Origin of the sequence: Methylibium sp. T29, assembly GCF_000576205.1 — a bacterium.
Taxonomy (GTDB): domain Bacteria; phylum Pseudomonadota; class Gammaproteobacteria; order Burkholderiales; family Burkholderiaceae_C; genus Methylibium; species Methylibium petroleiphilum.
Genome location: NZ_AZND01000183.1, coordinates 1 through 6,876 on the forward strand (window position 1 = coordinate 1; position 6,876 = coordinate 6,876).

General features: G+C 68.6%; 6 protein-coding genes and 1 pseudogene. All 7 read right to left on the reverse strand.

The window, feature by feature from the left end; genetic code table 11:
- Window positions 1-1,149: bifunctional tetrahydrofolate synthase/dihydrofolate synthase (gene folC / locus x551_RS16665; protein WP_036249633.1), on the reverse strand; the 1,149-nt coding region annotated here is incomplete at its 3' end.
- A gap of 131 nt (window positions 1,150-1,280) precedes the next feature.
- Window positions 1,281-2,152 (reverse strand): annotated as a pseudogene (gene accD, locus x551_RS16670) (acetyl-CoA carboxylase, carboxyltransferase subunit beta).
- Window positions 2,149-2,967, reverse strand: a complete 819-nt coding sequence (gene trpA, locus x551_RS16675) for a tryptophan synthase subunit alpha (protein ID WP_011829749.1) — start codon at window positions 2,965-2,967, stop codon at window positions 2,149-2,151. Before trpA ends, accD begins: the two are co-directional and overlap by 4 nt.
- Entirely contained in the window at window positions 2,964-4,202 is a 1,239-nt protein-coding gene (trpB, locus tag x551_RS16680; protein ID WP_011829750.1) for a tryptophan synthase subunit beta, read from the reverse strand. Before trpB ends, trpA begins: the two co-directional genes overlap by 4 nt.
- A gap of 19 nt (window positions 4,203-4,221) precedes the next feature.
- On the reverse strand, window positions 4,222-4,863 hold the full coding sequence (locus x551_RS16685) for a phosphoribosylanthranilate isomerase (protein ID WP_036233971.1): 642 nt from the start codon (window positions 4,861-4,863) through the stop codon (window positions 4,222-4,224).
- 6 nt (window positions 4,864-4,869) lie between these two features.
- Window positions 4,870-5,652: a tRNA pseudouridine(38-40) synthase TruA gene (gene truA / locus x551_RS16690; RefSeq protein ID WP_011829752.1), complete on the reverse strand. Its 783-nt coding sequence runs from the start codon at window positions 5,650-5,652 to the stop codon at window positions 4,870-4,872.
- Window positions 5,653-5,698: 46 nt separating this feature from the next.
- Window positions 5,699-6,876 (reverse strand): FimV/HubP family polar landmark protein (locus tag x551_RS16695; protein WP_036249636.1); only part of this gene is annotated, 1,178 nt, incomplete at its 5' end.

A 6,876-nucleotide genomic window follows, 5' to 3' on the forward strand; every position in this document is an offset into this window, starting at 1 on the left:
CGTCGCCCCCGGCGCGCGCGCGGCCACGGCCCGCACGTGCAGGGCCCGGAGCTCCTGCGCCGTCGCAGCGCGGGGTGTCGGCAGGTCGCTGAAGTACCAGCGATCCACCAGCGGCAACAGACGCGCGAACATGGTCTCGATGTCCTTGTCCTTCATCGCACCGAACACGACGTGGGTGCAGGGGTAGTAGCCCATCTGGTCGAGGTTCTCGGCCAGCGTGGCGACGGCGTGCGGGTTGTGCGCGACATCGAGCACCAGCGTCGGTGCGCCCGGCACGATCTGGAAGCGCCCAGGCAGTTCCACCATCGCGAGTCCGTTGCGAACGGCCTGCGCTGTGACCGGGAGCCGGTCGCGCAGCGCCTCCAGCGCCGCCAGCACGCCCGAGGCGTTGAGCAGCTGGTTCGCGCCGCGCAGGGCCGGATAGGCCAGCCCGTTGTGGCGGCGCGCACGACCGGCCCAGCCCCACTGCTGCTTGTCGCCGCGATAGTTGAAGTCGTGCCCGAAGCGCCACAGGTCGGCGCCGATCTCGCGCGCGTGGTCGATCACGCTCTGCGGCGGCACCGGGTCGCCGACGATCGCCGGCCGGCCGGTGCGCAGGATGCCCGCCTTCTCGCGCCCGATCGCCTCGCGGTCGGGCCCGAGATAGTCCATGTGGTCGAGGTCGATGCTGGTGAGGATGGCGCAGTCGGTATCGATCGAATTGACGGCGTCAAGCCGCCCCCCGAGGCCGACCTCCAGCACCACCGCGTCGAGCGAGGCTTCGCTGAGAAGCCGCAGGATCACCAGCGTGGTGAACTCGAAGTAGGTCAGCGTCTCACCTTGGCGGGCCGTCTCGACAGCCGCGAAGTGCGGCAGCAGCGCTGCCGCCTCGACGATCTCGCCGCCGATGCGGCAGCGTTCCTCGAAATGCACCAGGTGCGGCGAGGTGTAGACGCCAACCCGATAACCCGAATGCAGCAGGATGGCTTCGAGCATCGCGCAGGTCGAGCCCTTGCCGTTGGTGCCAGCCACCGTGAACACCGGACAGTCGAAGCCCAGCCCGAGCCGCTTGCGCACGCGCTGCACGCGCTCCAGCGTGAGGTCGATGGTGCGGGGATGCAGGCGCTCGCAATGGGCCAGCCAGTCGGCGAGCGTGGACGGGGTCGTCATGGAGCGCGAATCGTGGGACAGAGAAGCGGATGGACAACGGCCGAGCTTCAAGCGCAAGGGCGGCCGACACCGCCCTTCGCCGTGCTGGCGGCTCGCTGCCGCCAGCTGCACCGAGCGCGACGGGAGAAAGCTCAGGCCACCGCGTCGGCGCTCTGCCGCTGCAGCATCGCGAGCAGTTGGGCCACCGTGCCGCGCAATTCGCGACGGTCGACGATCATGTCGAGCGCCCCCTTGTTCAGCAGGAACTCGCTGCGCTGGAAGCCCTCGGGCAGCTTCTCGCGCACGGTGTTCTCGATCACGCGCGGGCCGGCGAAACCGATCAGCGCCTTCGGTTCGGCAATCACCACGTCGCCCATGAAGGCGAAGCCGGCCGATACGCCGCCCATCGTCGGGTCGGTCAGCACGCTGATGTAGGGCAGCTTCGCCTTGGCCAGCCGCGTCAGGGCCGCATTGGTCTTGGCCATCTGCATCAGCGACAACAGTCCCTCTTGCATACGCGCGCCGCCGGTCGCGGTGAAGCAGAGGAACGGCGTCTTCTGGTCGATGGCTGCCTCGACGCCGCGCACGAAGCGCTCGCCGACGACCGAGCCCATCGAGCCGCCCATGAACTCGAACTCGAAGGCTGCGGCGACGACCGGCAGCGTGTGGACCGCGCCGCCCATCACCACCAGCGCGTCGGTCTCGCCGGTGGATTCCATCGCCTGCTTCAGGCGCTCGGGGTACTTCTTGCTGTCCTTGAACTTCAGCGGGTCGACCGGCACGACCTCCTGGGCCAGCTCGTAGCGGCCTCCGGGTCGAGGAACTTGTCGAGGCGTTCGCGCGCACCGACACGGTGGTGGTGGGTGCACTTGGGGCAGACGTAGGCGTTCTGCTCCAGGTCGGTCTTGTAGAGCACCGTCTCGCAGGCAGGGCACTTGATCCACAGCCCTTCCGGCACCGAGCGACGCTCGGTCGGATCGGTGGGCTGGATCTTGGGCGGCAGCAGTTTCTCGAGCCAGCTCATGCACGCACTCCTTCGGTTGAAGAATCTAGCGCCTCGCGGATCGAGGCAATGAAGGTGCCGCCGACGGCAGCGACGCTCTCGCGCGGCTCGGCTTCCAGCAACTGGACGATGCGCGAGCCGATGACGACCGCGTCGGCCACCGCTGCAAGCGCCTTCGCAGTGGCCGCGTCGCGGATGCCGAAACCCACGCCGACCGGCACTTTCACGTGCTCGCGGATGCGCGGCAGCATCGTCGCGACGGCGTCGGTGTCCAGGTGCCCTGCTCCGGTCACGCCCTTGAGCGACACGTAGTAGACGTAGCCCCGCGCAATGCGGCCCACGTCCTTCATACGCTGCTCGGTGGAGGTCGGGGCGAGCAGGAAGATCGGGTCGAGGTCCGCGCCCTGCAGTTGCGCGGCGAAAGCCTCGCACTCCTCAGGCGGGTAGTCGACCACCAGCACACCGTCGACACCGGCCGACTTGGCGTCGGCGACGAAGCGGTCGATGCCATAGCGCTCGACCGGGTTCGCGTAGCCCATCAGGACCACCGGCGTGGTGTCGTTGTGCTCTCGGAAGCTCCGCACCATCGCCAGCACCTGACCCATGCCGATGCCCTTGGCCAACGCCCGCTCCGAGGCCTTCTGGATCACAGGGCCGTCGGCCATCGGGTCGGAGAACGGCACGCCGAGTTCGATGACGTCGGCCCCGGCTCCGGCCATCGCCAGCATGATGTCGACGGTGGCGTCGGCGTAGGGATCGCCGGCGGTGATGTAGGGAATCAGCGCGGTGCGCCGCTGCCCGCGCAGCCGCTCGAAGGTGGCAGCGATGCGACTCATTGCTTCACCTTCTCGCCGCGCGACGACGGCCGGTCGTAGAACTCGGCGCCGGACAGGTCGGCAACGGTGCCGATGTCCTTGTCGCCCCGGCCGGACAGATTGACCAGCAGACTCTGGTCGCTGCGCATCGTCGGCGCCAGTTTCATCGCGTAGGCCACCGCATGGCTGGATTCAAGCGCCGGGATGATGCCTTCGGTGCGGCACAGCCGGTGAAAGGCCTGCAGCGCCTCGTCGTCGGTGATGCCGACGTACTCGGCCCGCCCGATGTCCTTCAGGTAGGCGTGCTCAGGGCCGACGCCGGGGTAATCGAGTCCGGCGGAGATCGAGTGCGTCTCGATGATCTGGCCGTTCGCGTCCTGCAACAGGTAGGTGCGGTTGCCGTGCAGCACGCCCGGCGAGCCGGCGCTGAGGCTGGCCGCATGCTTGCCGGAGTCGAGCCCGTGTCCGGCCGCCTCCACGCCGATCAGGCGCACGCCCTCGTGTCGGATATACGGGTAGAAGATGCCCATCGCATTGCTGCCGCCGCCGACGCAGGCGATCACCGCGTCGGGCTGGCGACCCGCCATCTCCGGCATCTGCCGCAGGCATTCCTCGCCGATGACGCTCTGGAAGTCACGCACCATCTCCGGGTACGGCGCCGGGCCGGCCACGGTGCCGATGATGTAGAAGGTGTTCTCGACGTTGGTGACCCAGTCGCGCAGCGCCTCGTTCAGCGCGTCCTTCAGCGTCTTGCTGCCGCTGTCCACCGGCACCACCCTGGCGCCCAGCAGGTGCATGCGGTAGACGTTGGGCGACTGGCGCTTCACGTCCTCGCTGCCCATGTAGACCACGCATTCCATGCCGTAGCGGGCACAGATGGTGGCGGTGGCCACGCCGTGCTGGCCGGCACCGGTTTCGGCGATCACGCGCGGCTTGCCCATGCGCCGGGCCAGCAGCGCCTGGCCGATGGTGTTGTTGATCTTGTGGGCGCCGGTGTGGTTGAGGTCCTCGCGCTTCAGGTAGATCTGGGCGCCACCGAGCTCGCGGCTCATGCGCGCGGCGTGGTAGATCGGACTGGGTCGGCCGACGAAATGCGCGAGCTCGCTCTTGAACTCGGCCACGAACTCGGGATCGTCGCGATAGCGCGCGTAGGCGGCCTTCAGTTCGTCGAGCGCGTGGATCAGCGTCTCGGCGACGAAGCTGCCGCCATAGCGGCCGAAATGGCCGCTCGCATCGGGTTGCTGGTAATTCAACATGGTGGGTGCAGGGAAGGTGTCAGATCTCGCTGGCGGCGACACGGGCATCGGCCTCGCGCACTGCCTCGCAAAACCGGCGGACGGCGTCGGCATCCTTGATGCCCTTCGCACTCTCCACGCCGGAACTCACGTCAACGGCCCAAGGCCGCACCTTCAGCACCCCATCGGTCACGTTGGCAGCACTCAACCCACCAGACAAAACGAGCGGAGGGGTGACGCCGGATGGAACGAGTGACCAATCGAAGACCTTTCCGCCGCCGCCGTAGCCCTCGACATATGCATCGAGAAGCAGGGCCTGGGCGCTCGAGAACTGCTGCGCAAAGTTTAACAAATCGAAACCCGGTGTCATGCGGGCAGCGCGCAGGTAGGGCCGCCCCACCGCATCGCACTGCGCCGGCGTCTCGTCGCCGTGGAACTGCAGCATCAGCGTCGGAATGGCGGCACAGGCAGCGGCCAGTTCGTGCGGCGCAGCGTTGACGAACAGGCCGACCGGCGTCACGAACGGCGGCAGGCGACGCGCCAACGCCGCAGCGTGCGCCACGGACACCGCACGCGGGCTCTTCGCATAGAAAACGAAGCCGACGGCGTCAGCTCCGGCCTCGACCGCCGCGTCGACATCGGCCTCGCGGGTCAGACCACAGATCTTGATGCGGGTGCGCATGGGCTTTCAGGGCAGCCAGTCGAACGCGGGCGTGCGTTCGGGCAGGTCAAGGTTCGCATCGTATTGCGGACCGAGGAAATACAGGCCATCCGGGGCAAAGGTGGGCGCAGCCCGGCGGCGATCGCCCGCGGCCAGCACCTCGGCCAGCCACTGCGGCGCTCGCACACCCTGCCCTACGGCCAGCAGGCAGCCCATCAAGTTCCGGACCATGTGGTGGAGAAAGGCGCTGGCCTCGAACTCAAAACGCCAGTAGGCGCCGCAGCGAACGATCTCGATACGCCTCAGGTTCTTCACCGGGCTGGCCGCCTGGCACTCGGCTGAGCGGAAGGCGCTGAAATCATGCTCGCCGATCAGGTGGGCCGCCGCCTCGCGCATGGGCGTCGCATCGAGTGGCCGGAACACCCAGCCGACGGCACCGGCCTCGATGGCCGGCCGCACGGGGGACTCCAGCAGCAGGTAGGCATAGCGCCTTCCACGCGCGCTGTTGCGCGCGTGGAAGGCGGCATCGACCGGCCGGCACCATTGCACGGCGATATCAGGAGGCAGGTAGCGGTTGGTGCCGCGCACCCAGGAGAACGGCTCACGCTCGATCTCGGTGTCGAGATGGACCACCTGGTTGAGCGCATGCACGCCAGCGTCGGTGCGCCCGGCGCACACGGTGCGCACCGGCCGATCGGCGAAGCGAGCCAGGGCCTCCTCGACCCGGTCCTGCACCGTGAGCCCGTCGGGTTGGCTCTGCCAGCCCCGGTAGGCGCCGCCGCGATAGCTCAGGCCCAGGGCCAATCGCATGGCCCGGAGCCCGGCTGGAGACGATCAGCGACCGAACCGACCCGGTTCAGCCGATGTCCTTCAGCATGCTCTGGGCCTTGGCTTTGAGCGTGCCGCCGGACTGCGCCACGACTTCCTGCAACAGGTCGCGGGCGCCTTCGAGATCACCGATCTGGCGGAACTCCTCCGCCAGTTCGAGCTTGCGGGACAGCGCCTCATCGGTCGCTTCGTCGCCCGGCAGATCGAAGTTGCCGAGGTCGGGCAGCGACTCATCGGCCACGGTGGTGGAGACAGCCGATTGGCTGGGATCGTCAAGCGAGAGGGACGGCAGGTCGAAGTCGAACCCGAGGTCCGGCGAGGCGGTCGGGGCCGCCGCGGCCGGCAGCGGCTGGGTGCGCTCCGGTGCCGAAGGCCGTGGGGTCTCATCGAGCGCGCCAGGCACCGACACGTCCAGGTCCAGGTCGACGCCTGGGTCCTCGAGGATTTCCGAACGCTGCGCATCGAAGCGCGACGGAGACGGCAACACCGATTGCGGCATGGTGCTGGCGCCGAGCGCCTCCACCACGGCGCCGCCGTCGACCGGTGCACCGGGCGGGCGGCCGCCCGGCTGGAACAGCGGGTTTTCGGGGTCGATGCCGGCGCCGAGCTGCTGCGCGCGCAGCCAGTCCTCGCCTTCGCCACCGGTCAGCGCATAGAGCTGCGTGGCGAGCAGTTCGAAGCCCTTGGTGTCGCGGCGCTTCGCATAGACCTCGAGCAGCTTCAGCCGGATCGCCATGCGCTCCGGACTCGAGCGCATCGCTTCCTTGAGGATCTCTTCGGCCTGCAGATCGCGGCCGTAGGCCAGGTAGACATCGGCCTCGGCCACAGGGTCCACGTCGCCGATCGCATCGAGCTGGCTCAGAGAGTAGCTCATCGATGACGGCACGCCGGTCGCGTCGCGGGTGTCGACGCGCTGCCCACCACTCGCACCGAAGAACGAATCCGGCTGCAGGCGACTTTCGAGGAACGAGGTCTCGCCGCTGTCGCGCTTGCCCTGGCGCATGCGGTAGAAGCCGAAGCCGGCGAGGAGCGCGACCAGCACGCCGACACCCGGCAGCAGCAACGGGTTCTCGAGCAAGCCGTCGAGGAAGCTCGGGCCCGCGCTGGGTGCCGGTGCCGGGGCAGTTGCCGGCTCGCTGGCTGCCGTCGACGCTGGCGCAGCAGCGACCGGCGGCGCCTCCGCGGGTGCCGAAGCCACCACCGGAG